The 25,715-nt window shown below is 68.4% G+C and carries 19 protein-coding genes; 9 read left to right on the top strand and 10 right to left on the bottom strand.

What is annotated here, in order from left to right; all coding sequences use genetic code 11:
• From ACGFI6_RS23300 to ACGFI6_RS23280, 5 genes are all read right to left on the bottom strand, one after another.
• Positions 1–828: a carbohydrate ABC transporter permease gene (locus ACGFI6_RS23300; protein WP_393121810.1), complete on the bottom strand. Its 828-nt coding sequence runs from the start codon at positions 826–828 to the stop codon at positions 1–3.
• Positions 825–1,826 (bottom strand): carbohydrate ABC transporter permease, encoded by a 1,002-nt coding sequence (locus tag ACGFI6_RS23295; RefSeq protein ID WP_393121808.1) that lies wholly within the window; start codon positions 1,824–1,826, stop codon positions 825–827. The genes ACGFI6_RS23300 and ACGFI6_RS23295 overlap by 4 nt, the downstream gene beginning before the upstream one ends.
• A complete protein-coding gene (locus ACGFI6_RS23290; RefSeq protein WP_393121806.1) occupies positions 1,826–3,295 on the bottom strand; it encodes an extracellular solute-binding protein in 1,470 nt (489 codons plus the stop codon). The genes ACGFI6_RS23295 and ACGFI6_RS23290 overlap by 1 nt, the downstream gene beginning before the upstream one ends.
• Before the next feature lie 6 nt (positions 3,296–3,301).
• Positions 3,302–6,346, bottom strand: coding sequence for an endo-1,4-beta-xylanase (locus tag ACGFI6_RS23285; protein ID WP_393121803.1), 3,045 nt, complete (start codon positions 6,344–6,346; stop codon positions 3,302–3,304).
• Positions 6,347–6,569: 223 nt separating this feature from the next.
• Positions 6,570–7,661 (bottom strand): LacI family DNA-binding transcriptional regulator, encoded by a 1,092-nt coding sequence (locus ACGFI6_RS23280; protein ID WP_393121801.1) that lies wholly within the window; start codon positions 7,659–7,661, stop codon positions 6,570–6,572.
• A gap of 277 nt (positions 7,662–7,938) precedes the next feature.
• Here ACGFI6_RS23280 and ACGFI6_RS23275 point away from each other — a divergent pair, with 277 nt between their 5' ends.
• On the top strand, positions 7,939–9,909 hold the full coding sequence (locus ACGFI6_RS23275) for a hypothetical protein (RefSeq protein ID WP_393121799.1): 1,971 nt from the start codon (positions 7,939–7,941) through the stop codon (positions 9,907–9,909).
• Between the two features lie 43 nt (positions 9,910–9,952).
• On the top strand, positions 9,953–12,055 hold the full coding sequence (locus ACGFI6_RS23270; RefSeq protein WP_393121798.1) for a Xaa-Pro dipeptidyl-peptidase: 2,103 nt from the start codon (positions 9,953–9,955) through the stop codon (positions 12,053–12,055).
• Here the strand turns inward: ACGFI6_RS23270 and ACGFI6_RS23265 are convergent.
• Both ACGFI6_RS23265 and ACGFI6_RS23260 read right to left on the bottom strand, forming a co-directional pair.
• The gene (locus ACGFI6_RS23265) at positions 12,048–12,713 is read right to left on the bottom strand and encodes an HAD family hydrolase (RefSeq protein ID WP_393121796.1); all 666 of its coding nucleotides are present in this window, start codon (positions 12,711–12,713) and stop codon (positions 12,048–12,050) included. The genes ACGFI6_RS23270 and ACGFI6_RS23265 overlap by 8 nt on opposite strands.
• Positions 12,713–14,797 carry a type IIA DNA topoisomerase subunit B gene (locus tag ACGFI6_RS23260; protein WP_393121794.1) on the bottom strand — a complete coding sequence of 695 codons (2,085 nt, stop codon included), beginning with the start codon at positions 14,795–14,797 and terminating at the stop codon, positions 12,713–12,715. Before ACGFI6_RS23260 ends, ACGFI6_RS23265 begins: the two co-directional genes overlap by 1 nt.
• Positions 14,798–15,191: 394 nt before the next feature.
• Here ACGFI6_RS23260 and ACGFI6_RS23255 point away from each other — a divergent pair, with 394 nt between their 5' ends.
• A complete protein-coding gene (locus tag ACGFI6_RS23255) occupies positions 15,192–15,422 on the top strand; it encodes a hypothetical protein (RefSeq protein WP_393121792.1) in 231 nt (76 codons plus the stop codon).
• A 96-nt stretch (positions 15,423–15,518) separates the two neighbouring features.
• Here ACGFI6_RS23255 and ACGFI6_RS23250 read toward each other — a convergent pair whose 3' ends face one another.
• Positions 15,519–17,003, bottom strand: coding sequence for a PLP-dependent aminotransferase family protein (locus tag ACGFI6_RS23250; RefSeq protein ID WP_393121790.1), 1,485 nt, complete (start codon positions 17,001–17,003; stop codon positions 15,519–15,521).
• A gap of 82 nt (positions 17,004–17,085) precedes the next feature.
• Between ACGFI6_RS23250 and ACGFI6_RS23245 the strand changes: the two genes are divergently transcribed.
• Entirely contained in the window at positions 17,086–17,715 is a 630-nt protein-coding gene (locus tag ACGFI6_RS23245) for a LysE family translocator (RefSeq protein ID WP_393121788.1), read from the top strand.
• Here ACGFI6_RS23245 and ACGFI6_RS23240 read toward each other — a convergent pair.
• Positions 17,699–19,678, bottom strand: coding sequence for a glycogen debranching N-terminal domain-containing protein (locus tag ACGFI6_RS23240; protein ID WP_393121786.1), 1,980 nt, complete (start codon positions 19,676–19,678; stop codon positions 17,699–17,701). The two genes, ACGFI6_RS23245 and ACGFI6_RS23240, sit on opposite strands and share 17 nt — an antisense overlap.
• Positions 19,679–19,821: 143 nt before the next feature.
• Between ACGFI6_RS23240 and ACGFI6_RS23235 the strand changes: the two genes are divergently transcribed.
• The 4 genes from ACGFI6_RS23235 to ACGFI6_RS23220 all read left to right on the top strand — a co-directional run bounded on the left by ACGFI6_RS23235 (position 19,822) and on the right by ACGFI6_RS23220 (position 23,226).
• The gene (locus ACGFI6_RS23235; protein ID WP_393121785.1) at positions 19,822–20,307 is read left to right on the top strand and encodes a DUF456 domain-containing protein; all 486 of its coding nucleotides are present in this window, start codon (positions 19,822–19,824) and stop codon (positions 20,305–20,307) included.
• 82 nt (positions 20,308–20,389) lie between these two features.
• Positions 20,390–20,914 (top strand): hypothetical protein, encoded by a 525-nt coding sequence (locus ACGFI6_RS23230; protein WP_393121783.1) that lies wholly within the window; start codon positions 20,390–20,392, stop codon positions 20,912–20,914.
• 90 nt (positions 20,915–21,004) lie between these two features.
• Positions 21,005–21,706, top strand: coding sequence for a response regulator transcription factor (locus ACGFI6_RS23225; protein WP_393121781.1), 702 nt, complete (start codon positions 21,005–21,007; stop codon positions 21,704–21,706).
• A complete protein-coding gene (locus ACGFI6_RS23220) occupies positions 21,706–23,226 on the top strand; it encodes a sensor histidine kinase (RefSeq protein WP_393121779.1) in 1,521 nt (506 codons plus the stop codon). Before ACGFI6_RS23225 ends, ACGFI6_RS23220 begins: the two co-directional genes overlap by 1 nt.
• A 294-nt stretch (positions 23,227–23,520) precedes the next feature.
• On the opposite strand, the gene ppk2 is transcribed toward ACGFI6_RS23220, so the two are convergent.
• A complete protein-coding gene (gene ppk2 / locus ACGFI6_RS23215) occupies positions 23,521–24,429 on the bottom strand; it encodes a polyphosphate kinase 2 (RefSeq protein ID WP_393121778.1) in 909 nt (302 codons plus the stop codon).
• Positions 24,430–24,493: 64 nt separating this feature from the next.
• Between ppk2 and ACGFI6_RS23210 the strand changes: the two genes are divergently transcribed.
• Complete coding sequence (locus ACGFI6_RS23210) at positions 24,494–25,681, top strand: 4-hydroxybenzoate 3-monooxygenase (RefSeq protein ID WP_393121776.1); 1,188 nt, start codon at positions 24,494–24,496, stop codon at positions 25,679–25,681.
• Positions 25,682–25,715: the final 34 nt, after the last annotated feature.

Raw genomic sequence — 25,715 nt, 5'->3', positions numbered from 1 at the left:
CTATTGCTTGACGGCGCCGGCGAGGCCGTTGACGAAGAACCGCTGCAGCAGCACGAACAGCAAGATGATCGGCGCGAGCGTGATGACGGTGCCGGCGCAGAGCAGCGTCCACTCGGTCGAGTTCTCGCCGATGAACGCGTACATCCCGATCGCCAGCGTGCGCAGCTCGGGGCGGCCGAGCGTGAACACCAGCGGAACGAAGAAGCTGTTCCAGGCCGTGATCGCGGTGAACAGCCCGACCGTCGCGAGCATCGGGCCGGACAGCGGCAGCATGATCCGCAGGAAGGTCTGGTGGAAGTTCGCGCCGTCGACCTGGGCGGCGTCCTCAAGCTCCTTGTCGACGGCCATGAAGTAACCCATGAACAGGAACGTCCCGAAGACCACTCCGCCGGATGCCTGGACGATGATCACCGACCACAAGGTGTTCAGCAGGTGCAGTCGCTGCATCAGGTCGAAGACCGGGATGATGGTGTATCCGTGCGGCAGGAACAACGTCGCGGACACCAGCCCGAGGCAGAATCCGCGGCCCGGGAAGCGGGTCCGGGCGAGGACGTAACCGGCGCAGGCAGTGACTACTAAAGTGATCACTACCGTGCCTGCGGTGATCAGTATTGTGTTCATGAAGTACCGGCTGAACGACGCCTCCTTCCACGCCGTCAGGTAGTTCGCCCAGAGGAAGTGCGACGGCATCGGGTTCAGCCCGTCGGTGAAGAAGTCGTCGTCGCTCTTCAGCGAGCTCCCGAGCGCCCAGAACAACGGATACAGCCACGCCAGCCCGCTGACCAGCAGCGCGACATGCGTCATCACCGTCACCATCCGGCGCCTCATGCCAGTCCTCCCGCTCCACGTCGTTTCGCCAGGGATCGCAGTACGACGACCTGCACCACCGAGAACGCGATCAGCAGCACGCCGTACACGAACGACGCTGCGGAGGCCAGACCGATGTCGGGCTGGACGGCGTTCGCATTACTACCGCCGAACGCCAGGTGGTAGATGTAGGTGTTCACGACCTCGGTCGCGAAGAACGGCCCGCCGCTGGTCAGCACCTGCACCAGGTCGAAGATCTGGAACGTCCCGATCACCGCGAGGATCACGATCACCACGCCGACCGCGCGCAGCATCGGGATCGTGATGTACCAGAAGGTGGCGAACCGCCCCGCCCCGTCGAGCCGCGCCGCCTCGTACAGCTCCTCCGGGATCGTCTGCAGGCCGGCCAGGAAGTACACGAGGTTGTAGCCGAACGTGTGCCAGATCCCGACCAGGATGATGATCGCGAGCGCGAAGTGCGGATCCCCCAGCCAGTCGACGTGCTGGTGGATCACGTGCAGCTTCAGCAGCACATCGTTGATCGAGTCGCCGAAGTTCGACACCAGCAGCTGGATGACGACCCCGATCACCGCCGCGGACGTCACCACCGGCAGGAAAAACAGCGTCCGGTAGAACGACGCGAACCGCAGCCGCTTGTTGTTCAGTACGAGGGCGAGCGCCAGCGCCAGTACGAGCTGGATCGGTACGACGAACGCCGCGTACACGAAGGTGTGTCCGAGCGATCGCCAGAAGATGGTGTCGTGGACGATCTGCCGGAAGTTGTCCAGGCCGACGAAGTTCGACGGGTCGCCGATGCCGTCCCACTTGTAGAAGGTGTAGCCGAGCGACGCGACGATCGGGTACACGATGAAGACCAGCAGCAGCACCATCATCGGTGCCAGGTACACGTACGACCACAGGTAGGTCCGGCGGCGCGCCCGGCGCCGCCCGGCCGAGCGCGGAGGCTCGGCGCGGGCGGTACCGGGGGCGTCGTTGCGGACCGTGGCGGTCACCGCCATCAGGCGCCCGGCTTGGTGGTGTAGGGCTTGGTCAGATCCCAGTCGGGGAACACGAAGTCCTTCGCGGTGACTCCCGGAGCCTTGGTGATCGCGTCGCCGAGCGCCTGGTTCATCTTGTCGGTCAGCTCGTTCAGCGCGGCCTGCGGATCCTTGAGCTGACCGGTGTAGACGCCCGCGAGTACATCGTTGATGTCCGGCTTCACCGCGGGCAGCTGGATGGCCGTCGCCTTCGGGTTCCGGATCGTCGGCTGCGGCCCGACGACCGCCGCGCCGGACATCGCGACGTACTGGGCGAACGGTGCGAACGTCACGCCCTTCGGATCGTTGTTCTTCGCGTACACCGACAGGCCCTGCCCCTGCTCGACCCAGCGCTTGCCCGCGTCCGGGCTGTACAGCCAGTCGAACCACGCCCACGCCTCGTCGGCGTGCTGGGTCTTCGCGTTCACGGCGACGAACTTGCCACCAGGAGGCCCGTAGAACAGTGCCTTCGGGTCACCGGCGGACGGTGTCGGCAGCGTGACCAGGCTGTAGTCGGTGAACTTGTGCTGCGTCCACTCCGGCTGGTTCCAGACACCGCCGACGGTCATCGCGAACCGGCCGCGCTCGAAGAACGCCCGCGCCTGCTCGTCGGAGATGCTCATCGAGTTCGGGTAGAACCAGTTCTTGCCCTTCCACTCCAGCAGCAGGTTGACGACGTCCAGATAGTTCCGGTCGGTACCGAACGTCCACTTCCCCACCCGGTAGTCCATCCCGTCGATGCCGCCGACGGCCGCGCCACCCGGCGAGCCGGCGCCCCGGACGAGCAGATCCAGCCACCAGGCCAAGGTCGTGTTCGTCGAGTTGCCGAACCCGAACGGTGCCACCTTGCCGCCGCTCTTCGACGCGATCGCCTCGGCCGCACTGGTGAGGTCGTCCCAGGTCTTCGGCAGCTTCACGCTGCCGTCCGCGTTGGTCAGACCGGCGTCCTTGAACACCCCGTGGTGGATGTAGAGCTGCAGCGACGGAGCCGGCGCGGCGAACGGCGCCGTGTAGACCTTGCCGCTGAACTCGTCGACGCCCTCGACGAAGCTGTTCTCCGGGAAGCGTCCCTGCCAGGAGTCGGTGGCCCACTTGTCGAGCGGCATCAGCCAGCTCTGCGAGATCTGCTGGCTCAGCTGCGGGCTCTTCGGGATCATCAGGATGTCCGGCGCGTTGTTGCTCCGGTACGCCAGCGACACCAGGTCCGCGTACTTGTCGCTGACCTGCGTGGTCTTCTTGACCGCGATCTCCGGATGCGCCTGCTGGAACAGCTTGATCTCGTTGTCGACCCACCCGGCCTGGCTGGCGTACCAGTCCCAGTACGTGATCGTGGTGGCGGCCTTGGAGCCGGTGCTGCTGTCGTTGCCGGACGAGCAGGCCGCGAGTGCGCCTGCGCCGGCCAGTCCGGCGGCGCCACGGAGCAAGGTCCGCCGTGAGATGGATGAGGACATGGTGAGTTACCTCCGATGCTGCCCGGCGGTCGCGGAACCGCATGCCGGGGACGTGGACGAGGCGGTCTGTGTCTGCGCACCGAGTCGCCAAGTAAGTGGGCTGCCGTCCCAGGTGACCGCTACGCGTCGCGGACGCTGGTACGGCAGGAACGACACGGTCTGACCGCGATCCGACGGACCCGGGCTGAACGCGTTGTCAGCACCGACCGGGACCGGGATGTAGTAGTTGTTCGCGTTGGAGTAGCCGAAGTACGCCGTGTAGCTGCCCTGGTTGTGGACGACACAAGCCGCCGTCGGCACCACGGGATTGAACGCGGTCTCGGCCGGCCCGGTAGGCCGCGGGGCTGCTTTCGCCATCGGCGCGAAGGACGCGTCGTCGACCAGGAGATCGCCGGCACCCGTTGCCGTACTGATCCACCACTCCGCCTTCGTCAGCGTGCCGGTCCAGGAGATCTCCGCGTTGGCCGCCGAGATCTGCGTCCACCCGGTACTGGTGACCGGCGCGGAGCCGAGCCGGTACGTTGTCGAGCCGGTCGAGGTGGTCAGCTTCAGACTCACCATCGCGGTATCCGAACCGCTGGCCAGTCGCACCCAGGCCGAGGAGTCGTACAGACCTCCGTTCACCACGGACACGCCTTGCGCCGGCCCCGCCCAGGCCGCACCTCTCGCGGTCACGGACAAGTCGCCGGTGCCGGCGTGCGGAGTCGTCGCGGCGTTCTTGAGCGTGCAGGTCCCGAGGCAGTACCAGCCTGTGGTGTTCGATTGGTTCTCGAGCGAACCGTTCCCGAGCACCGAAGGAGTCGGCAGGTACGGCGTGACTGCAGGCGCGCCCTGCGGTGGTGGCGGCGTACCGTCGGTCGGGGTGATCGCGAGGTCGTCGAGGGTGCACTGGGTCGACACCGAGCCCGGATTCGACCAGGCGAACGCCTGCACCCACTTGGTTCCAGCGGGTGGTGTGAAGGCAGCCAACTTCTGCGTGTAGGCACGTTCGTCGGCGTACGACAGCTCGTACTGGAATGTCGGCGTACCCGCCGTGGCCCCGCCGCGAACACCCACGTAGCACTGGGTGCCGCCGCCGTTGAGCCTTCCCCAGCCGGAGAGCAGGTAGCTGGTTCCGGGCGTGATGCCGGTCAGGTTCTGTGTGACGCCGGATCCGGGGCTGAGCGCCAGTGCGGTGTGGCCGCTGTGCGCGTTGGCCGCCGTGGCCGGTCCGGTGCCGAGCGGGGTCCAGCCGCGGGTGCCGTCCTCGAAGCCGCCGTCGCCGATCGGGTTCGGCTGATCTTGCCGTACGGTCGTCGCCTGACCGTCCGCGATCACGGTGACCGACGCGCCGGCCGTCGTCGGCATCGCGACCTTCATCTGCTTGGAGATGCCGTTCACGGTGACCGTCACCAGGTAGTCGCCGAGGAACCCGCGGGTTCCGTACGTGCCGGCCGCAGTGGTCTGGCCGCTCACACTCGTGTGCCACTGGTGCTTGATCAGGTCCTCCCACACCAGCGCGTTCGGCTTCGGCGACCAGTCGTCGTTGTAGAGGGCGACGCGCGGGTTGTAGATGTTCTTGGACCAGATGCCGAAGTTGCTGATCTGGTTGACGTTCGGGTTCGAGAACATCGCGGTCATGAAGTCGCGCGTGTAGTCGGCCTGCAGTTGCTGGTCGTCGGTGTCTACGTCGAACTCGGTGACCGCGACCTTCACGCCCAGTCCGGCGAACTGGTCGACGATTGTCATCAGGTCGTCGGGCGAGGTCAGCTGCAGTCCGTTGAAGTGGCTCTCGAACCCGACCACGTCGAGCGGTGCACCAGCGGCCTTGATCGACTGCACGGTGTTGTAGACGGCGTCGCGGTGCCGCTTCTCCCAGCCGTTGCTCTCCACCAGGCCGTAGTCGTTGAGCGCGAGCGGTACGTTCGGGTCGGCCTGGTGCGCGAGGCGGAACCAGTTCGCGATCTCGTCGGGCCCGAGGATGTCCTGGACGGAGTGCTCGGAGTACGGCTCGTTCACCACGTCCCACTCGTCGACGATGCCGGCCAGCGTGCTCGCCTCGTCGGTGATGTGGTTGTTGATCCGGGTGCGCAGCGCGGCCGGGTCGTTCTGCAGGTTCACCACATCGGGCTGCATCAGGCCCCAGGACGGCCAGATCACGTTGTGCCCGCGGATCCGCAGCCCGTGCTCCTTCATCCACTGCAGCGCGGGCAGCGTGATCGCGTCCCGTTCGGTCGGGTTCTCCCAGTGGTTCCACTTCAGGTTGTTGCCCAGGGCCCCTTGGTTGAAGAGTGTGGAGTACTTCTCCTGGTACTGCGCGAGGTCCGTGCCGCTGATCCCGCCGGACGGATCACCGACCAGCCGCGCGCCGTCTGCCGCGGCACCGAACTTGAACGCGCTCGTCTGCTGGACGGCGGACACGGTCGCTCCACTGACCGGGTGACCGGTCGGATCGACGACCGAGACCGCGAGATTCCCCTTGCGGTACTGGTCGATCCGCGCATCGGCCGCCGTACGCCAGGCAGCGTTCGGATCGCGGCCGTCGTACGTGATCTGCGGGTAGCCGGCCGGCGTACCGGGGCCCCAGTCCTGCACGGAGACACCGGCGATCTGGAACGTCTGCGCGCCGTACCCGAGCCAGAGGTTCAGATGCGCGGCGGTCGTCGTCCCGGCCGTGTACGTTGTGGCCGCCCGGAACGGGAACTGGAACTTCTGCCACTCGGTCCCGTAGAGGAGCGCGGCGTTGAGCGACTTCTTGTACGGCGAGCCGTCGGTCTCGAACACGAGGTGTGCGTTGCCCGTGGTGGCGCCGGCGGTCGGCACGATCGAGCGCGCCCAGACGGTGGCGACCAGTGCATCGCCCTCGGTCACAGTCCCCGAGGCCGGTACGCCGAGCGTGATCTCGTACTCGCCGTCGAGGCCGGGGCTCTGTGGACCGTTCGGGACGGCGATCTGGAGGGCCTTGCTGAAGTTCGGGTTGCCGGCGATCGCGACCTGCTCGGTCGCGTCGGCGGGCAGGCTCTTGAACTCGCTGAAGTTGGCAACGGCATCGGCCGGCAGCACTTCATTCACGGCAGCCTGAGCAGCAGCCGGAACCGCAACCGCCACAGCAACAAGAGCCAAAGCCACCCCGACCACACCCAACCGAGCGGAGCGAGGTGGTTTTACCGGTTTTCTGATCACTGGAGGGATTCCTTCCAGAGGCGCACGGCAGCGCGGACCGACCGGCGTACGCCGGGGTCCTGAGCGGTGCTGCTGTGTACGGGCGGTCGGGCGGGACTCGATCCGGCGCGGATCAGGCCTTTGAGGTCGTCTGCGAACGTCCGCGCGGGGACCGGGTCACGGGCACCGGCCCGCAACTCGCCCGGACGATCAGGCTGGTCGGCATCACCAGGCGGGGCAGCTCCCCCGCCTCGGCGGCCGGTGGTTCGACGGGTTCGGGGTCGGCGGGGCCGATCGCCTCGAGCAGCATCTCGGCGGCGCGTTTGCCCATGTCGACGAACGGTTGCTGGATCGTGGTCAGCGGCGGCCGGATCTGGGCCGCCGACTCGATGTCGTCGAACCCGATCACCGACACGTCCTCGGGGACCCTGAGCCCGGCCTCGGCGGCAGCGGTCATCACGGCGTACGCCGTCACGTCCGAATGCGCGAACACCGCGGTCGGCTGCTGACCGGCCGGCAGTGCGAACAGCTCCCGCGACCGGGCGCGGATCTGTTCGGGCAGGAAGTCTCCGGGTTTGGTGAGCTCGGGATCGGGCTGGATGCCGGCGGACCGGAGCGCGTCCAGGTAGCCGCGGTAGCGGTCCTGGCAGCAGCGGTACGTCATCCGGCCCTGGACACAGGCGATGCGTTCGTGCCCCAGCTGGAGCAGGTGATCCATCGCGGTCAGCGCGCCGTCGTAGTTGTCGGCGGTGACCGACGGCAGGGCCACGTCGGCGTCGATGGTGTTGACCAGAACGACCGGCAGGCCTTCGGAGTGCAGCTGGACGAGCGGCTCCAGTGATTGCTCGTGGCTGACCACGAGCAGGCCGGAGACCATGCTCGACGTGAGGATCCGGTCGATCAGCGAGCCGTAGTCGCGGTCGTTGGTCGCCGTGTAGAGGATGATGTCGAACCCGCTGCGCTCGGTCACCGCGGCCACCCCGATGTTGATCGAGGCAACCATGTGCCAGGACAGGCCCGGTACGACCATGCCGATCAGCCGGGTGCTGCCCTTGGCCAGCGCGGTCGCCGCGAAGCTCGGCACGTACCGGTTGCGGCGCATCACCGCGAGCACGTGCCGCCGGGTTGCCGGGTCGACCTTCGGGCTGTTGTTCAGCACCAGGGAGACGGTCGACTTGGAGACGCCGGACAGCGCGGCGATGTCGCGAATCGTCAGCTTCGCCATCCGATGATCCTTCGTCCGGTCCGTTGGACTGGTCCAACGGGGTGTGCACCGGAACGTAACAGCGGCCCGGTACGGCGTCAACACCTGACGTGCAAACGGTTGCGCTACGGAGCATTGCGCCGTACGGCGTCTTCGTGTCACGATCGGGGCACCGTGTTGGACCGGTCCTACGCAGGCCGGGATCACCTGCCCGGACCGGTCCGGCACGCCCCCGGGGAGACCCGGCAGTTCCCGGCGCTCCGCCGCCGCTCTCCCGCCGCCGCCAGGAAGGCCGCCCATGCCGCCGTACTCGCTCGACGATTTCTCCTTCGACCTACGACGCGCCGCCCCGCCGGACGAGATCTGGGCGAGCAGCGGCACTGGCACTGTCAGCCGCCTGGCCGGGACCGTGTGCGGGGTCGGCGGCTGGTTCGCTCCGCCGCTCGCCGCGTCCGACAGCACCCTCACCGTCTGGTTCGAGGTCGACGGGCACCGGCTGGTCGACGCGGCCCGTCCGGGCGCCGGCAATCGCGGTCTGCTGCCGGCCGGCAGTACGTGGCGTCCGGATCGGATCGTCCGGCACGGCACCTACCACCAGTACGCCGACGGCCGCCTCACCTCGCTGGCCGTCGAGTCCACTCTCGTCCCGGGGCACCGCTCCCCCGGGTACGTCCTCACGCTCAAGGTCCGCAACCGCTCGGGCGCCTCCCACATCATCACCGTGCATCCCGATCTCGCGCCAACCCACGCCCATCCCGTCCCGCTCGCGGACTGGGGCTGGGTACCTCCGGGCGCTGGTCCCGGTGAGCCGGTCACCCTCGCGCACGAAGGTCTGACGAAGACGCTCGCGGCGAACGGCGAAGCGACCTTCGTGCTCCGCGTGCAGGGAGCGACCCTGGCCGAAGACACCCGCGCCGCGCGGGCCCTCGGCAAGGTCCCCGTCCTCACCAGCGACCTTCCTGGCCTCGAGCAGTACTACCGCCGCTCGCTCGCAAGTGGGCTCGTCTGCTGGTGGGACCATCCCGGCTTCGTCACCCAGCCGTTCATCGCAACCTCGGGGCTCGACGGCGGCGCCCTGTGTTCCTACGCCTGGGACACCGGTGGCTACGCCCCGAACCTGCTGAGTCTGATGCTCGGCGACAGCGTCCTCGACATCATCACGTCGTTCCTCGACGCGGACCTCACCGACCGGTACGCCATCGCTCCGGACGGCACCGGCCTCGGCGTCGCGTACGCGTACAGCGGCTGGTCTCTCGTCGCGCTGACCCGAGCGGCCGCCGCCGAACGCCGCCTCGCCCCGGCACTGATCGCCCGGTTGCACGACGTACTGATCGCTCTCGACAAACGCTTCCGGCCGGACGACCGGACCGGCGTACTGCGCGACTACGGCGATCAGAGCAATCTCCTCGAGATGCGCGGATCCGGCTGGGAACACGTCGTCGCCAGCCCCAACGCCGAACGCGCCTGGACCCTCGAGACCCTCGCCGAGCTCTCCGAGCTCACCGGCGCCGCATTGCCCTCCGGCGAGCTCCGCGCAGCGGCACAGCAGATCCGGTCCGAGGTCGTCCGCCAGCTTTGGGACGCCGACGCGGGATGGTTCCGCAGTCGTTATCCCGACGGTCACACCGAGCTCGCGTACTCCGTCCAGGCATTCGACGTGCTCCGCACCGGTGCTTGTCCGCCGGAGATGGTGGCGGCCCTGATCAGCCACCTTCGACCGGGTGCCTTCCTCGGTGAGTACGGCGTCAGCAGCGTCAGCGCCGAGGACGAGCTGCACTACGAGACCGCCGACATCGACTGGTCGGGCGCCGGGGCGTACACGGGTGAGGCGCCGCAGCTCGCCCTGACGCTCTGGCAGCAGGGCCGTGGCGATCTCGCCTGGGACGTTCTTCGCCGGCTGTTCTGGATGGGCGACCACTACCCGTACTTCCCGCAGGACCACTACTCCGACCGACCCGGAGCACCGGCCTCCGGGCGCCGCATCAACATCATCGCCGGCCTCACCGGCGCCGAGGCCGTTCTCACCGGGCTGGCGGGCATTCAGCCCAACCCCGACGGCTCGCTGTACATTCGCCCGCAACCTGTTGCTGGCGGCAACGTCTCTCTCAGTGGGTACGGCTACCGCGGACACACTGTCGACATCGAGATCGGTAGCGATCGTTTCGAGGTCTCGGTCGACGGTCACCACGTGCCGCCCGGGCCGGACGGCACCGTCGTCGCAGTACGCCCCGCGGAGCGCGGTTGCGGTTCCGGCGACCGGGCCGGATGATTCAGAGGTTCGATCTGCCCGTCGAATGCTGAGAGGCCCGCCCATGAGGATCCGATTCCTGGTGACCGCTGCGGCAGCGACCGCACTCGTCGCAGCCACACTTGCCAGTCCCGCCTCCGCGTTGCCGCAAGCGCCGCCGAAGCCGACGTTCGTCGACGGTCTCGCCCAGCCGGTCTTCTCGACCAACCCCTCCGACTGGTACAGCGGTGAGGTGTGGGTGCAGGCGCCGTTCGACAGCGACCACGACGGCGTACCGGACCGCATCCATGCCGACTTCACCGCGCCGCCGGAGGTCCGCACGCAAGGGCTGAAGGTGCCGGTCATCTTCGAGGACAGTCCGTATTACGCGGGCACCGCGAACGAGTACAGCAACTGGGGTGTCGACCACGAGCTCGGCTCCCCGCCGGCGACGCGGCCACGCGCGCCGTTCTGGACGGCGTCCAACACGAGCCCCGTGATCAGCACCGCGTACGAGTCGACGTGGGTGCCCCGCGGATTCGCCGTCGTGCACGCGGAGTCGCCGGGGACCGGCTACTCGGACGGCTGCCCGACGTCCGGTGGCACGAACGAGACGCTGGCCGGGAAGGCCGTGATCGACTGGCTCAACGGACGGGCGCCCGCGTACACCACCAGGGACGGCTCGACCCGGGCCGTGGCCAGCTGGACGACGGGGAACGTCGGCATGATCGGCACCTCGTACAACGGCACCCTGCCGGAGGCTGTCGCGACGACGGGTGTGCCCGGCCTGAAGGCGATCGTGCCGATCTCCGCGATCTCGGACTGGTACGACTACTACCGCGCGAACGGCATGGTCCGCGCGCCGCATTCGTCGTCGAACCCGACCGGCAACAACAACGCCTATCAGGGCGAAGACCTCGACGTGCTCGCGGACGTGGTGTACTCGCGGATCGACGAGACCGGTGCCCGGACGATCTGCAAACCGGTGATCGACGACATCGAGCAGCACATCGATCGCGCAACCGGGAACCGGAGCAGCTTCTGGCAGGAACGCAACTACCTGAAGGACGTGCGGAACGTCCACGCCGCGACCCTGCTTGCCCACGGCAACAACGACTTCAACGTCATCGCGAAGAACGCGGCGCAGTTCTACGACGCGTTGAAGAAGCAGCACGTGCCGCACATGTTCTACTTCCACCAGGGTGGCCATGGCGGTGCGCCGCCCGACGTACTGATCAACTACTGGTTCACGCGCTACCTCTACGGCGTGCAGAACGGTGTCGAGCGGCTGCCGCGGTCGTGGGTCGTCCGTGAAGCGGCAGCCTGTCCGCCGCGTCAGACGACGGTGGCCGAGGACGCGTCGAACACGGCGACGCTCACGGTGGCCGATACCCGACCGTTCCGGATCGGCTTCTCGTTGACAGTGCCGCAGACCAACGCCGACGGCACGATCACCACCACGACCCGGCTGATCGCCAAGATCCCCGACTCGAAGCATCTGGTCCTGGCCTCACCTGTCGCGACGGCCGACGGCCAGAAGGTCGCGGGCGGTGCGACCGTGAGCCTGCAGTGCAGCAACGCGAATCCGACCCCGTACGCCGAATGGCCGGACCCGGCGGCGGGACAGACCGGACTTCACCTGACGCCGGGAGCCCCGGCCCGCGGTGGGCTGACGTTCGCGCCGGGCAAGCGGGGTGCCGAGACACTCACCGACGATGCGACGATCCCCGCGATCACCTCGGCGAACGCGCCGTCGTCCGAAACCCGGCTGATCTACCAAACGGCGCCACTCACCAAACCGGTCCGGATCAGCGGTACGCCGTCGGCCTCGCTGCAGCTCGCGTTCAGCGCCTCGAAGGCGAACGTCACGGCCGCACTGGTCAGCTACTCGCCCACCGGGACCGGGACGATCCTGACGCGCGGCTGGATGGACCCGGCGAACCGGATGTCGGACTGGGTCGACGCGCCGGTGAAGCCGGGCAAGTCGTACCGGATGGCCGTCGACCTGCAGCCGAAGGACACCGTCGTACCGGCTGGGAACCGGTTGGCGCTGATGGTCGTGTCGAGCGACCGCGACTTCACCGTGCGGCCGGCTCCCGGCACGCGGCTGACGCTCGATCTGGCGCACAGCTCGATCGACATCCCGGTGGTCGGCGGGCGCAAGGCGCTCGCCGACGCCCTCAACTGACAGACAGGATGGTGAACGCGTCGAGCACCGTGTCGACGTGATGGTCAGCGACCGGTGAGTCCACCGCGTGGTGGCTGCCGACCTGGATCGTCCGCAACCCGGCGTTGATGCCTCCGGCGATGTCGTACGCCGGGTGGTCGCCGACCATCCACCCGCCGTCGAGCGTGCCACCGGCATGTTCGGCGGCGATCTCGAAGATCCGCCGATCGGGCTTCCGCACCCCGACCGCGCCGGAGACGCACGCGTAGTCGATCGCCTTGTCGAGCTGCGTGTACTCCAACTTCAGGTCCTGCTGCGCCGGATCCCCGTTCGTCACCACGGCCACGCGCCAGCCACCGGCCCGCAACGACCGGAGCCCGTCGAGGACCGCGGGCCGTACGCAGGCGAACAACGGATGCTCCTCGTTGTAGTCCGCCACCAGCTCGTCCACCGGCGCCGCGATCCCGAACCGCTCCCGCGCCAGCCCGAACAGTTCTCCCCGCGGCCGATACCCACCGTTGTCATAGGCAACAAGCCACTCGAGCGCCGCCTCGTCCAGCCCGTGAAGCTCGACCCACCACCGAGCCCACCGAAAGAACGCCCCGTTCCGATCGATCAATGTGTTGTCCAGATCGAAACAGACCAGCCGCGCCTCCGGCTCCACACCGGACCGCTGCATCAGACGTCGATGCGGTTCTCGTCGAGTTCGTAGGCGCCCTGGACGAGGAATTCTTTGCGGGGGGCGACGTCGTTGCCCATCAGGAGGTCGAAGACCTGGGCGGCGTCCTCGGCGTCGTCGACCGTGATCCGGCGCAGGGTGCGGTGCCGCGGGTCCATGGTGGTTTCGGCCAGCTGGTCGGCGTCCATCTCACCGAGACCCTTGTAACGCTGCGGTGGCTCCTTCCAGCGGACGCCCTTCTTCATCAGCTCGGCGGTCTTCCGCTGGTACTCGGCATCGCTGTAGGTGTAGAGGTACTTCTCCTGGCCCTTCTTCGGGTTCGTCAGCTCGAAGCGGTGCAGCGGCGGTACGGCGGTGTAGACCCGGCCGGCCTCGACCAGCGGACGCATGTACCGGAAGAACAACGTCGCGAGCAGGCAGCGGATGTGCGCGCCGTCGGAGTCGGCGTCGGCCATGAAGATGATCTTGCCGTACCGCGCCTGCTCCAGGTCGAACGTCCGCCCGGAGCCGGCCCCGACCACCTGGATGATCGACGCGCACTCGGTGTTCTTCAGCATGTCGCCGACGGACGCCTTCTGCACATTCAGGATCTTGCCCCGGATCGGCAGCAGGGCCTGGAACTCCGAGCTGCGCGCGAGCTTGGCCGTACCGAGCGCGGAGTCACCCTCGACGATGAACAGCTCGGACCGGTCGACGTCGTTGCTGCGGCAGTCCGCGAGCTTGGCCGGCAGCGCCGACGACTCGAGCGCCGTCTTGCGCCGCTGCAGCTCGCGGTGTGCCCGCGCGGCGACCCTGGTCCGCGACGCGGCGACGACCTTCTCGAGCACCGCCCGTGCCTGGGCCTTCAGCGCGCCCTTGGTCGAGGTCAGGAACGATTCGAGCTCGGTCTGCACGACCTTCGCCACGATCCGCGACGCCGCCGGAGTCCCGAGCACCTCCTTGGTCTGGCCGTCGAACTGCGGCTCGGCCAGCCGAACCGTAACGACCGCGGTCAGGCCCTCGAGGACGTCGTCCTTGATGACCTCTTCGCCGTTCTTCAGCAGGCGGGTGCCGTCCAGTGCGCTGGTGAAAGTCTTCGACAGCGCGCGCTCGAAGCCGGAGACGTGCGTGCCGCCCTTCGGCGTCGCCACGATGTTCACGAACGAGCGCAGCTCGGTCTCGTACCCATCGCCCCAGCGGACCGCGATGTCCACGTCCAGGTCGCGCTCGACATCGGTCGGCGTCATCTCGCCGGCGTCGTCGAGCATCGGCACCGTCTCGGTGAAGTGGCCGGTCCCGGCCAGCCGGACGACATCGGTGACCTTCTGGTCGGTGGCCAGGAACTCGCAGAACTCGCTGATCCCGCCGTCGTGCTTGAAGTGCTCCTCGGTCGGCTCCTCGCCGCGCTCGTCACGGATCACCAGCAGCAGGCCGGGAACCAGGAACGACGTCTGCCGCGCCCGGGTGACCAGCTCGTCGTAGTTGAAGGTCGCGTCCTTCGTGAAGATCTGGCGATCGGCCCAGTACCGGATGCGGGTGCCGGTGACGCCCTTCTTGGCGCGGCCGGCCTTGCGCAGGCCCTTCGCCGCGCTGAACGACGCGGTCGACCCGTCGCCGTCGAACTCACCCGACACGCCCCGGCGGAACGACGTGGTCCAGATCACGCCGCCACGGTCGACCTCGACGTCCAGCCGCGCGGACAGCGCGTTCACCACCGAGGCGCCGACGCCGTGCAGGCCACCGGACGCGTTGTACGACCCGCCGCCGAACTTGCCGCCGGCGTGCAGCTTGGTGAAGACCACCTCGACGCCGCTCAGTTTGGTCTTCGGCTCGACGTCGACCGGGATGCCGCGGGCGCGGTCGATCACCTCGACGGAGCCGTCCTTGTGGAGCACGACGTCGATCCGCTCACCGTGACCGGCGAGGGCCTCGTCCACGGCGTTGTCGATGATCTCCCACAGGCAGTGCATCAGGCCGCGGCTGTCGGTGGACCCGATGTACATGCCCGGGCGCTTCCGCACCGCCTCGAGACCCTCGAGGACGAGCAGGTGACGAGCGTTGTACGTCGGGTCGATCTCGGTACTGCGAGGCGTCGGGGCGGCCACAGGGCTCCTTCACTGGTTCACGCGCACTTACTCCGCACAGCCTATGCGGCCGTACCCCCAAAACTGTGCAGGCACGTGCCGGGCCGGACATGCCGACGAGTACCGGAGATAGATGTCGCCGCAGGTATCGATCCGGACTCGATTCGAAGTGGCGTACGACACTCCGAACCCGAGCAGACGGTGACGGAAACATGGCGCACAGTGAGAAGAGGAGCATCCGCCTCCGTGGCTCACCAGAAATCCGCCGTACCACGAAACGATTCCTTGTCAGCAAACGTCATAGGGAAACAGGTGGTTCGTCTCACATACGGACACGTTGTCCCCACCGGGAAGCGATCCGCATGTCAGGATGTTGCTATCTGGTGAGTACGGAACTAGATGAGATGAGGCCTCAATGACTACAGCACTCGCCCCGAGTTCGGCGCTGTCGGCCGCGGATCGTTGTGACCGCTGCGGTGCGCAGGCCTACGTCCGAGTCACCCTGACCAGCGGTGGGGAGCTGCTCTTCTGCGCCCACCACGGCCGGGAGCACTCGGAGAAGCTGCGCGACATCGCGATCACGATCCACGACGAGACGGGCAGGCTCGACGCCACGCCGACGATCACCTCCGAAGACGAGCGGTAAATCCCCCAGGCTGTTCCAAACGCGCCAACGACGGCGCCAAAGTCATACAGGCTTCGATGGCGGTTCACCCCGACGGGTGACCGCCATCCTTTCCGTTTACACGACAGGTACTCCTGGCCCTGGCCCGTGCCGGCGCAGTTCGCGCCACGCACGGGCCAGCCGCGCGACTGCATCATCAAGCACTTGCTCGGAGTACGCGAACGGCACCCGTAGGTAGTCGTCGTGCTCACCGGTCGGATCCATCGCCTGCCCGGCCACGACCTCGACCCCGTGCCGCAACGCCACCTGGGCGAAGACGCGCGCATCGGTGTCCGGCAGCCGGATCCACAACGCCGACCCACCCACCGGTACAGACCATTCCCACTCCGGTAGTCGCTCAGTCAGCAACTCGCCCATCAGCGTCTTGCGTGTTGTGGCCAGCCGCGCCCGCGCCGCGGTGAGTTCGCCCAGCCGGGGCAGCAACCTTGCTGTCAACGCCTGATCGATCAGCGGACTCCCGAGGTCCGCCAGCGCCTTGTGCCGCGCCAGCCGCTCCGCCAACGGCCGGGACGCGCGGATCCACCCGATCCGCAGCCCGCCCCACACGGCCTTCGACACCGACCCGATCGTCAGCACCTCCGCAGAGGCTGCAGTGGCCGGCGCGTATGCAGCCAGTGGCGGCGGAATCTCCGGACCGGCCGGGTCCCACGCCGAGTACGCGTTGTCCTCGACCACGACGACCCCGTGCCGCGCAGCCAGCTCCGCCACCTGCCGTCGACGTACAGCTGACATCAGCAGGCCGGTCGGGTTGTGGAACGTCGGCATCACGAACAACATCGCGGGCTGGTGCTTCGCGAACGTCGCCTCCAACAGGTCCGGCCGGATGCCTGCGTCGTCCAGCGGTACGCCGACCACGCGCCCGCCGGCTGCGCCGAACAGGTCGAAGCACCCCGGCCAGCTCGGCTGCTCGATCGCGACCGCGGCACCACTGCGCAGGTACATCTGCGTCACCAGCGCGATCGCCTGGTGCGCGCCGGTGGTCACGACGATCTCGTCCGCGGCGGTCGGCAGCCCGGAGCCGGTGAAGTGTTCGGCGATCCGCTCGCGCAGTACCGGCAGGCCACGCGGGTGGTAGCCGACGTCACCCAGCAACGCCGGCAGATCCGTCGACGCCAGCTCGATCAGCTCCGACGAGAGCTCCGGCAGTCCGGGATCCACTGCGTACGTCAATGAGATGACCTCGCCCGGCCCGACCGTGATCCGGTGGAACAGGGACTCGCCGTAACCGGCCGGCATCCGCTTGTCCGCTCGTGAACGCCCACGCCCGGCAGCCCGTGCCACCGTCGTGCCGCTACCGCGCCGGCTCTCGACGAGGCCGCGGGCGCGGAGTTCGTCGTAGGCCGCCACGACCGTCGAACGGCTGATCGCGAGCGACTCGGCGAGCCGCCGTTCGGCGGGCAGGCGGGCGCCGACCGGGAGCTCCGCGGAGCCGATCAGCGCGGCGATCTCGTCGGCCAGGCGCCGGTACAGGCCGCCGCTGCGGACACTCAGCCGGTGCCCGATCAGGTCCGCCAGCGCGGCCGGGTCTCCAGAACGGTCCACTTCTCCTCTTATTGGCTCGGGTGGACTGCTTCTCGCGCCGACAGGCTAGTGCCGGTAGGCAGTCCAGTTCGAGGAGACGAAGATGCTGGTCGGACAAGCGCTGGGGTTCGCGGGCGCGACGGTGGTGCTGGTCGGGATGCCGGGACCGAACAACCTCTACATCTCGCTCCGCAGCCTCACCCAGGGCCGGCGGGCGGGTGTCGTCTCCGCACTCGCCGTCGAGACCGGGACGCTCGTGTACATCGTCGTCACCGCACTCGGCCTCGCGACACTCGTACAGGCCTCCCCCACCCTGTTCACCGCGATCACCCTCGCCGGCGCGTCGTACCTCGCCTACTTGGGCGTACAGGCACTCACCGCGCCGACGTTCGACCACGCGGACGGCATCCAGGCGGCACCGCTCGGCCGCGTGTTCCGCGATGGCGTCCTGGTCAACCTGCTGAACCCGAAGGCCACGCTGTTCTTCCTCGCGTTCCTCCCCCAGTTCACGACCCGCGGCACCGACCCCGATCAACTCCGTACCGAGATGCTGCTCCTCGGCGCCGGCACCCTCCTGATCGGCCTCACCCTCGACCTCACCTACGCCCTCGGCGCCGACGCCATCGGCCGTCGCTTCCGCTCCGCCCGCACCACAACCCGCCGCCGCAACCAGGTCGTCGCGACGATCTACCTCGGTCTTGCGGGGTTTGCGCTCGTCAGTGCTCTGCGATGAACGAACGGACCACGGTTGCCTCGCCGTTCCTCAGTTGGACGGACAGCGTTCCGTCGCCGACTCGCAGTCCGCTGAGGTCGAGCTGCTGCCACTGTGCTGCCGCGTGGACAGCCAAGGAGCCGCCCGGTACGTCGGGCTCGATGCCGAGGGCTGCGATCAGTACTGCGACGGCTGAGGCGGCGGCCCAGGCCTGGGGGCGGCACGACAGCGGGTAGGGGGTCGGTGTGTTCTCCTCGCCGGTCCCCCGTCCCCCGTACAACTCCGGAAGGCGGTAGCCGAACGCCTCGGCGGCGCGGATCAGTCCCTCGACGTACGAGGCGGCGACGTCGGCGTGGCCGGTCGCGTACAGGCCCTGGATGGTCATCGCGGTGTCGTGCGGCCAGACGCTGCCGGTGTGATAGCCGAGCGGGTTGAAGCGGGTCATTGCCGTGGACAACGTTCGCAGCCCGAAGCCGCTGTCGAGGTCCGCGCCGGCTAGCACCTCGGCGACGGTCTGCTCCTCGGCCGCGTCGAGCAGCCCGGTGCCGAGCAGGTGGCCCATGTTCGACGCGCGGCCTGCGACGGGGTTCTTCGCGCCGTCGAGCGCGATCGCCGGGTAGCCGTCGACCCAGAACGCGGCCCGGAACCGTTCCTGCAGCGCGGCGGCCCAGGCGCGCCACTCGTCGCCGGATTCGCCGTACGCCTCGAGCAGCTCGGCGCCCCGGACCGCGGCGGCGTACGCGTAACCCTGAACCTCGCACAGCGCGATCGGCGCCGTCGCGAGCGTTCCGTCCGGCCACTGCACGGCGTCCGCGGAGTCCTTCCAGCCCTGGTTCGCGAGGCCGTGGCCCGACTCGTCGACGTACTCGAGGAAGCCGTCGCCGTCCGGGTCGGCGTACTCCTTCATCCAGGTCAGCGCGCGCTGCAGGTTCGGCAGGAGGTCGCGGACCTCGTCAGCAGGCATGCCCCAGCGCCACGCCTTGTGCAGCGTCATGATCCACAGCTGGGTCGCGTCGTGCGTGCCGTAGTACACCGGAGGGAGCACCAGGCCGCCACCGTGATCGGCCACGTCCGCGCGCAGCTCGTGCGGGATCTTGCCCGGCTGCTCCGCCGTGTCCACGTCGACCTTCGTCCCTTGCCGCGCGGCCAGCGCACGCAGCGTGCCGGCCGCGAGCGTCGGGTCGACCGGGATGAGCATGCCGGAGGAGATCAGGGAGTCGCGGCCGAAGAGCGTGAGGTACCAGGGCGGGCCGGCGCCGAGGTACCGGTCGCCGTCGGCCGCGAGTTGCAGCGCGCTGACGTCGTCGAGAGAACGCTCGAGCCAGCGCTCGACGCGCTTGTCGTCACAGCTCACAGTCACCTCGTACGGCGTGCGTTCCGCCGGCGGCTCGATGGAGAACCCGGTCGTGGACTTCGGGAAGTCCGCGGTGACGTGCAGGGTGATCGTGAACTCGTCGCCCGGTTCCAGGCGCGGCGTGGCCGAGACGCCCGGGTCGGCGGTGACGGCCACGCGGGTGTCGTCGCTCTCCCAGCGGGTGCGGCCGGGGCCGTCCGGCAGCGGAGCGAGCTGCGGGAGGTCGGCGGCGGCGCCGCTGCGGACCGCTGCCGTACCGGCGAGATCGGTGCCGAGGGCAACGTCCAGGCGGCATTCGACGGTCGCCCGGGAGCGGTTCACGAGCGTGATCCGCTCGGTGAGGCCGTCGGAGGCGACCGTACGGGTGCGGTACAGCATCACGGTCGGATCGTGTCGGGTGTCGCCGAGGCCCTCGGCCAGCGCGACGTACTCGTGCGTCGCGGCGTCGCGCTCGTCGGCGTGCACCGGGAGCGGTTCGCGGCCGTCGATCGTGACGCTCAGCCGGGACAGGATCCGGCGGTCCCGGGCGTACACGCCCTCCGCGCCGGAGCCGGTCAACTGGCCGGATCGCGGCGACAGGACGACCCACGGAGCGGCCAGGGCGGTGACGAGTTCGTGCAGTGCGGTCATCGGGCCTCCCGTCCTGGACCGAGGAGCGGAGCGACGAGGGAAGGACGGGAGTTACAGCCCGATGACCCGCCGCGACGGAGTCGTGGCATCAATACCGACATGTCCCCACCCTAAAAGGTCTTCCGATGCGCCACAGTGGGGGTATGGAGACAGGGGTGACCGTGCTCGTCGGGATCGCGATCTTCGTCGGGATCGTGGGCATCGTGGTGCCGATCCTGCCCGGCGCGCTCCTCAGCCTGGCCGCGATCCTGGTCTGGGCGATCGTCGAGCGCAGTGCCGCCGGCTGGGTGGTGTTCGCGATCACGGTGGCTCTGATCGGTGCCAGTCAGGTGGTGAAGTACGTCGTACCGGAGCGTCGGCTCCGGGAGGCCGGCGTACCGCGGCGGTCGATGATCGTCGGGATCCTGCTCGGCATCGTCGGCTTCTTCCTGATCCCGGTGGTCGGGATGTTCATCGGATTCCCGGTCGGGGTTTACCTGTCCGAGCTGCAGCGTCAGCGCACCCACGCCGCCGCCTGGACGTCGACCAAGCACGCGCTCCGGGAGACCGGCGTGTCGATGCTCATCGAGCTCATCGGTACGTCCCTCGCTGCCGCCGTCTGGCTCATCGCGGTCCTGTTCGTCGTCTGACCGGCCCGGTTCTTAGCCGATTGCCAGCTTGTTCTTAGCCGCACCGGAGGTTCGTTTCAGCTCCGCGCGCCACTGTGGAGCGATGAAACTCTCACAGAAGCGGTGGCGACTGCTCGGCACGGTTGCCGCAGTCGCCGTGACCACGACAGCAGGCGGCGTCGCGTGGGCGACCAGCAACGCCGATCCGACGCCGTCGGCCTCCCCTTCGAGCCCGTCCAAGCCCGATCAGAACCAGAAGCCCGGTGGTCCGGGCCACGGTGGGTTCCGCGGGGAGTTCGGGCTCGGCGGAGCGCTGCACGGCGAGTTCGTCGTACCGAAGGACGGTGGCGGATACCAGACTGTCGCGACCCAGCGCGGCAAGGTGACCGCGGTCAGCAAGGACTCGCTCACCGTGAAGAGCGACGACGGCTACAGCCGGACGTACACGCTCACCTCAGACACGATGGTGAACGCTGCGCGGGATGGGATCGACAACGTGAAGACCGGAAACACCGTGAACGTGTCCGCTGTCGTCACCGACGGGAAGGCGACCGCGACCAGGGTCAACGACGGGACCGTACGGCAGGCAGCCGGTCAGAAGTGGGGCTTCAAGCACGGGCCACGCTGATCAGGGCTGACAGCCGGCGTCCGGTCGACTCACAGCTGATTGCCAGGAACCTTCCAGGGTTCGCATGGGAATCGGCTGCACACTGTGAGCATGAGTCCGCATCTGCTGGTTGTCGACGACGAGCCGAACATCGTCGAGCTGCTGTCCGCGAGCCTGCGTTTCGCCGGGTACGACGTGACCACGGCGACCCACGGTGCCGAGGCACTGCGCAAGGCGCGGGACGTGGACCCGGACCTTGTGGTCCTGGACGTGATGATGCCCGGACTCGACGGGTTCGAGGTTGTCCGCCGGCTGCGCGGTGAGGACCGGCACGTACCGGTGCTGTTCCTCACCGCGCGGGACGCGGTCGAGGACAAGGTGCTCGGGCTGCAGACCGGCGGCGACGACTACGTCACCAAGCCGTTCAGCCTCGACGAGCTGGTCGCGCGTGTCCGCGCACTGCTGCGCCGCTCCGGGCACCGGGAGCAGACCGCGACCGAGGCCGCCGTATTGCGTTACGCCGACCTGGAGCTGAACGAGGACAGCTACGAGGTGTTCAAGGCCGGTCAGTCCGTGCAGCTGTCGCTGACCGAGTTCAAGCTGCTGCGCTGCCTGCTGGAGAACGCCGAGCGGGTGATGTCGAAGGGGCAGATCCTCTCCGCGGTATGGAACTACGACTTCGCCGGCGACGCGGGCGTGGTGGAGTCGTACATGTCGTACCTGCGCCGTAAGGTCGACACCGGCGACCAGAAGCTGCTCCACACCGTCCGCGGGGTCGGCTACGTCCTGCGCACCCCGCGAGGTCCCAACTGATGCAAGTCACCCAACGGCGGTTCGCCGACCGGTACCCGTTGCGCGTCACGATCGTCGTCGTGCTGCTGGCGCTCGTCGCGCTCGCACTGGCCGCGTCCGGCGTGCTCGCGACCACGATCATGCGCGGCTACCTGATCGACCGCGTCGACGAGCAACTGCAGCAGGCGACCGTACCGCTGTCGCACGCCTCGTCCGATCGGCGCCCGCTGCCGCCCGCTGGCGGTGGTCCGGTCCGCCGCCAACTGCCGAGCCAGTTCGTCGTGCAGTTCAACGACTCCGAAGGCACCAGCGACCGGGGCCTGGTCGGGTCCCGGCTCGCCGACACCGAGCCGTTGCCGAAGTTCCCGGTCCTCAACCTGAACGCGGTCCGCGAGCTGAACGGGAAGCCGTTCGAGGTCGACGCGCAGAGCGGCGGCGCGACCTGGCGGGTGCTGGCGGTGCCGACCGACGACGGCAAGGGCTCCGTCATGGTCGCCCAGAGCCTGAAGGAGATGGACCACACCATCCAGCGGCTGATCGGGATCCAGGTCGCGGCCGGGGTCATCCTGCTCGTACTGCTGGCCGGCGTCGGGACGTTCGTCGTACGGCGAAGTCTGCGCGGACTCGAGGACGTCGAACACACCGCGGTCGCGATCGCCGGCGGGGACCTTTCGCGACGGGTCCCGCAACGGGATCCGCGGACCGAGGTCGGGCGGTTGTCGCTCGCGCTGAACCAGATGCTCGGGCAGATCGAGAACGCGTTCGCGCAACGTACAGCGTCGGAGTTCGCGGCTCGGCGCTCGGAGGACACGGCCCGGCGGTCCGAGGAAGCGGCCCGGCAGTCGGAGGACGCCGCTCGGCAGTCCGAGGAGCGGATGCGGCGGTTCGTGGCGGACGCGTCGCACGAGTTGCGTACGCCGCTGACGTCGATCCGCGGGTTCGCGGAGCTGGCCCGTCAGCGCGGCGACCTCACCGACTCCGACACCATGCGACGGATCGAGGACGAGGCGCAGCGGATGGGGCTCCTGGTCGACGATCTCCTCCTGTTGGCGCGCCTGGACCAGCAGCGTCCGTTGCGGATGGAGTCCGTGGACCTGCTCCCGATCGCGGCCGACGCACTGCACAACGCCCAGGCGATCCAGCCTGATCGCCCGCTGTCGTTGACGATCCTCCCCGACTCCGAAGCGCCTGTCGTCGAGGGCGACGAGGCCCGGCTGCGGCAGGTGCTGGGGAACCTCGTCAGCAACGCGCTGAACTACACGCCGGTCGACTCCCCCATCACCGTGTCGGTGGGCACCCGCGGCGGCGAAGCCATCCTCGAGGTCAGCGACACCGGCCCCGGCCTCACCGAAGAACAAAAAGCCCGCGTGTTCGAACGCTTCTACCGGGCCGACACCGCCCGAACCCGAACCACCGGCGGCTCCGGCCTCGGCCTGTCCATAGTCGCCGCCCTGATAGCCGCCCACCAAGGCCAAGTAACCACCACCAACACCCACCCCCACGGCGCCACCTTCACCATCCACCTCCCCCTCCCGAGGTAAACCCCCGCCCAACGTCAACCCCGCACACCTCGCCGCGAGCCTGGACGCGACGCTCCTCAAACCCCCGGTTCCACGAGGCATCGAGCCGTTCCCCGAGTTGCTTGCGAGCTCCCGCTTAGCCCGCTACCTCAACCTCCACGCCGCGCAGTCCAGGGGTTGGCCCCTGAGTTGGTGGGTTGACGGCCTGCAGACCGGGGGCGAACCCACCAGCTCAGAGGTCAACCTCTCACCTGCGCGGCGCACGACTATCGTCACCCGCCACTCGCCAAACCGCGGCGCGTGCGTGCGGTGCGGCTACAGGACCGGGAAGACTCGGTCGGCGGATTCGCCGTGTTCTAGGACTTGGGGGGCGGGGCCGAGGATTTTGGGGTCTGGGTGGCCTACCAGGTCTTCGTCTTTGTTGGTGTAGTTGTAGAGGGACAGGACGTGCCGCATGGCCTCCAGGCGGGCGCGCTTCTTGTCGTTGCTTTTGACAACGGTCCAGGGGGCGTGGGGCGTGTCGGTGTAGTGGAACATCGCCTCCTTCGCCTCCGTGTACGCCTGCCACTTGTCGAGTGAGGCGAGGTCGGTCGGCGAGAGTTTCCACTGCCGTACGGGATCGATCTGGCGGATCGTGAACCGGGTCTGCTGTTCGGCCTGCGACACGGAGAACCAGAGCTTCACGAGCAGGATCCCGGACCGTACGAGCATCCGCTCGAACTCCGGCGCCTGCCGCATGAACTCCTCGTACTGCTCTTGCGAGCAGTACCCCATCACGTGCTCGACACAGGCGCGGTTGTACCAAGACCGGTCGAACAGCGTCATCTCCCCCGCCGCCGGCAGATGCGCGACGTACCGCTGGAAGTACCACTGCGTCTGCTCGCGCTCGGTCGGCTTCTCGAGTGCGACGATGCCGGCCCCGCGCGGGTTCAGATGCTCCATGAACCGCTTGATCGTGCCGCCCTTGCCGGCCGCGTCGCGTCCCTCGAACACGATCACGAGCCGCTGCTTCGACCGCTTCACCCAGTACTGCAGCTTGAGCAGCTCGATCTGCAGCAGCCGCTTGTCGCGGTCGTAGATCTCCCGCGGCAGCCGCTCGGCGTACGGATAGCCCTCGCGCCACGTGTCGACCGGCGTGCCGTCCGCGCGTAGCAGGACCGGGTCGTCGTCCTCCTCGTCCAGTACGCGGAAGCCGAGTTCTTGCACCAGATCAAGCTCACTCATGACCCCGATGGTCCGCTGCAATGGTGACGTCCAAGTGAACAGGCCACGGTGAGGAGGCCGCGACGTGACGACACGCACTGCGGTGGTCGTTGCTGGCGCCGGACCCGCCGGACTGACACTGGCGAACCTCCTCCGGCGCGCAGGAATCGGGTGCGTGCTGATCGAGGAACAGAGCCGGGCGTTCGTCGAGCAACGGCCGCGGGCGGGGTTCATCGAGGAGTGGGCGGTACGCGGCCTGCAGCAGCGCGGGCTCGGCGAGAAGCTGATCGCGTCGGCGCCGATTCACGAGAAGTTCGAGTTCCGGTTCGCCGGGCGGCGGCATGCGTTCCGGTACGCGGACCTCACCGGCCACCGGCACTACGTCTATCCGCAGCAGTTCCTCGTCACCGACCTGATCGCGCAGTACGTCGACGCGGGCGGCGATGCAGTGTTCGAGGTGAGCGACGTCCAGCTGCACGACCTGACGTCGGACTCGCCCGCTGTCACGTTCCGTACCGCTGATGGTGAGCACCGCATCGACTGCGACTTCGTCGCCGGGTGCGACGGCGCTCGCGGGGTGTCGCAGGGCTACCTGCCTGCGGACACGACCGTCCGCGCACGGCACGACTACGGGATCGGCTGGCTGGCGCTGCTCGCGGAGGCGCCGCCGTCCGCGGACGGCGTCCTGTTCGGTATCCACCCGCGGGGCTTCGCGGCCCACATGGCACGGACGCCGACGGTGACCCGGTTCTACTTGCAGACGGCGCCGGGTGAGACCGAGGCCGACTGGCCGGACGAGCGCGTCTGGCGCGAACTGCACGCGCGGCTGACCGTACCGGACGGCGCCATCGTCCAGGGCGAGCTGATCGAGAAGCGGATCCTCGACATGCACAACTACGTGATCGAGCCGATGACGTACGGACGCCTGCACCTGGCGGGCGATTCGGCACACCTGGTCGCACCGATCGCCGCGAAGGGCCTCAACCTCGCACTGCACGATGCGTTCATCCTTGCGGACGCGATCGAGGCGTATTTCGCGGGCGATCCGGCGCCACTGGCCGGGTACTCCGATGCGTGCCTGCCGCTGGTCTGGCAGTACCAGGAGTTCTCGCTCTGGCTGTCCGAGGTGTTCCACCACAGCGCCGCCGAGACCAGCAACCCGTTCCTCGCCCGGATCGCCGAGGCCCGGATGCGCCGGCTACTGGACTCCCCCGCCGCAGCGGCCGCCTTCGCCGAGCTCTACATCGGCCGACGATCCGCCGCCGATCTCTAATGCGCCAAAGGAACCTCCGGCGCGGCGCACTCTC

Source organism: Kribbella sp. NPDC048928 (assembly GCF_043197975.1).
In the GTDB taxonomy this organism is placed as follows: Bacteria; Actinomycetota; Actinomycetes; order Propionibacteriales; family Kribbellaceae; genus Kribbella.
Note: the sequence above shows the minus strand (reverse complement) of the source record. Positions and strands in the feature narration are given on the sequence as shown.